This is a genomic window from Kitasatospora sp. NPDC024654 (genome assembly GCF_055559155.1).
Genome location: NZ_JBVHLF010000005.1, coordinates 207,249 through 210,088, shown reverse-complemented (window position 1 = coordinate 210,088; position 2,840 = coordinate 207,249). Strand labels below are relative to the sequence as shown.

Here is a 2,840-nt window from a genome sequence, read left to right as displayed (position 1 = left end):
CCCCCCCCCCCCCCCCCCCTCCCCCCCCCCCCCCCCCCCCCCCCCCCCCCCCCCCCCCCCCCCCCCCCCCCCCCCCCCCCCCCCCCCCCCCCCCCGGCGTCGTACTGCCAGGCCGAACTTTCCGCCCCGTCAAGCAGGTTGAGGAAAATCCCGGTCCCGCGAGCCGCGCCAGGTCGCCCCGAAGGGCTCGACTGGCAGACTGGAGACCATGACTGAACGCAAGAACCTGCTCTCGGGCCCGGACCCGACGCTGCTCAACGAGGAGCCCGAACCGTACCGCCGCCTGGCCGAGGAGTCCGCGTCGCCGACCCAGCTCGCGGCCGACTACCCCTGGTTCTCGCTCGCCTGGGCCATGCTCGCCGACGACGCCTTCACCGAGGGCCGGGTCGTGGAGTCGTACGCCTACGCGCGCACCGGCTACCACCGCGGCCTGGACGCCCTGCGCCGGGCCGGCTGGAAGGGCCACGGGCCGGTCCCGTGGGAGCACCGCGCCAACCGCGGTTTCCTGCGCTGCCTGGCCGCCCTCGCCCGGGCCGCCGATGCCATCAAGGAGACCGAGGAGGCCGACCGCTGCTGGCAGTTCCTCCGCGACAGCAGCCCGGAGGCCTACGCCGAGCTGAAGCAGTAGCCCCGTCAGCACGTGCCGATACGGCCGTCCCGCCCCGCGGGGCGGCCGCTGGCACAGACCGGCCATGTGGACAGAACGGGCGTTCGCATGCCAGGGTGAAGATCGATCGTGTGCGACTGTTCATCCGGTGGCGCCGTCCCCCGCCCGCCCCGGAACGAAGAGAACCCGTCACGTGTCCAGCCCCCGGCCGAACCGGCGTCGTGCGGCGAGGAGTTCGCGACGGGGGCGGCGAGCGCGCAGACCGAGCCGGGGAAGGCGTCTGCGGGCCTGGGGCGGGGTGTCGGCGGTGGTCACGCTCGGTGTGCTGAGCGGGCGGGTGATCCTGCTGGACAAGCACCCGGGCGGCGTCGAGCAGGCCTCGGCGGCGCTGCGCAGTGCCCCGGAGTCGGTGCGTCCGACCCCGCAGCCGGCCACCGGTTCCAGCGCCGGTCCCAGCCCCAGCCCGATACCCAGCGTCGGCACCGGCGTCTTCGCCACCGCCGACGCCGACGGCGACGCGGTCGGCCACGGGACGATCCGGCGCTACAAGGTCGAGGTCGAGGGCGGCATCGGGGTGGACCAGAGGAGCGCCGCCACGCAGATCGAGGGCATCCTGGCCGACCGGCGCGGCTGGACCGCGGACGGGAAGAACGGCTTCCAGCTGGTCTCCACCGGCAGTTACGACTTCGAGGTGAAGATCGCCTCACCGGCCACCGTGGACAGGACGTGCGGCCAGGCCGGTCTGCACACCGACGGCGAGGTGAACTGCGACGTCGGCAGGCAGGTGATGGTCAACGTCAAGCGCTGGCTGACCGGCTCGCCGCAGTTCAGCGGCTCGATCGACGACTACCGGGCACTGGTCGTCAACCACGAGGTGGGCCACCGGATCGGGCACGGCCACGAGGGCTGCCCGGGTCCGGGCCGGCCGGCCCCCGCGATGATGCAGCAGATCTACGGCCTGAACGGCTGCGTGCCCAACGCCTGGCCGTACTCGGTGGACGGCACGTACCTCGGCGGTCCCCCGCTGGCCGGGACGGCCGGATAGCCCACTCAGCGCAGCACCGGCAGGTAGCCGGAGAGGTCGCTGCGCTCGCCGCTGGCGGAGACCTGGGCCCGGTCGACCGCCACGGACCAGTCCAGCCGCCCGGTGGCCAGCCGGATCCAGCTCAGCGGGTCGGTCTCCACCACGTTCGGCGGGGTGCCGCGGGTGTGCCGCGGCCCGGGCACCGCCTGCACCACCGCGTACGGCGGGATGCGCAACTCGACCGCACCGCCTGGTACTTGATCGGCGAACGCGTCGGCCAGGAGCCGGCTGGTCGAGGCCAGCGCGAAGCGGTCGTGCGGGAACGCCGGCGACTCCAGTGCGGCGGCCAGGTCGTCGGCGTGCACCACCGCCTCCAGCAGGCGGGTGACCAGCAGGTCGGCCAGCGTCATCGAACCCGACTGGATCGCCAACCGCCGCTGCCCGTCGGCGACTTCGGGTCCGTCCAGGAAGCCCAGCAGCTCCTCGGCGGCGGCCTCGAAGCGTGCCGCCAGCTGCTCGGGCGAGCCGCTGTACCAATCGGCGGCGTAGGAAAGGGTGCTGGCGTCCAGCCGGCCGGCCCGTCCACCCGACCGGGCCACCCAGGCGGTCAACGCGAGCGGCTCGCCGCCCGCCGGCAGGTCGCCGATGTGCCGTGGCAGCCAGCTGAGTTGCCGGTCGAGATGGGCCAGCAGCTCGCGCACCCGCCACTCCCCCAGCCGGGTCGGCGCGGCGAGCAGCCGCTCGGCGGCCGGGTCCGCGCACAGCTCGCGGACCGCCGCCCGCAGCGCCTCGGTCTGCGCGGCCAGCGCGGTCCGCACCTTGCCGGGGTCGTAGCTCCGGGGCCGCCGGGCCGCAGGTCTCACCATGTCCCCACGCTACCGCCCGGGGCCGACAGGAGCTCCGTGGGCTGTTACGCGGCGGTGACGGATCAGTGATCGCTGACGAACCATCCGCTGAAAGGATTCTCACATCGCAGCCGCCGAGTCTTCACGAGACGACCAGCGGACCGGCGCACGGGCCTCACCACCCGCCGCGCGCGTCTGCTGGCCGCCGCCGCACCAACGCGCAGCGGTGAACGCGCACCGAGAAGCCGTGGGGGGGGGGGGGGGGGGGGGGGGGGGGTAGGCGGGGGGGTGGGGGGGGGGGGGGGGGTCGGGAGGGGGGGGAGACCAAAAGGGGGGGGGGCTGGCCGCCTCCTTCAGCGGGAGG

The 2,840-nt window shown here is 74.8% G+C and carries 3 protein-coding genes; 2 read left to right on the top strand and 1 reads right to left on the bottom strand.

Annotated elements, in window-relative coordinates; genetic code table 11:
• The first annotated feature begins 208 nt into the window (after positions 1-208).
• Together ACZ38L_RS05365 and ACZ38L_RS05360 are read left to right on the top strand one after the other, a co-directional pair.
• Positions 209-628: a DUF3151 domain-containing protein gene (locus ACZ38L_RS05365; RefSeq protein WP_465689432.1), complete on the top strand. Its 420-nt coding sequence runs from the start codon at positions 209-211 to the stop codon at positions 626-628.
• Between the two features lie 172 nt (positions 629-800).
• A complete protein-coding gene (locus tag ACZ38L_RS05360; RefSeq protein WP_465689430.1) occupies positions 801-1,652 on the top strand; it encodes a DUF3152 domain-containing protein in 852 nt (283 codons plus the stop codon).
• 5 nt (positions 1,653-1,657) lie between these two features.
• Here ACZ38L_RS05360 and ACZ38L_RS05355 read toward each other — a convergent pair whose 3' ends face one another.
• Positions 1,658-2,497, bottom strand: coding sequence for a sterol carrier family protein (locus ACZ38L_RS05355; protein ID WP_465689428.1), 840 nt, complete (start codon positions 2,495-2,497; stop codon positions 1,658-1,660).
• Positions 2,498-2,840 lie beyond the last annotated feature (343 nt).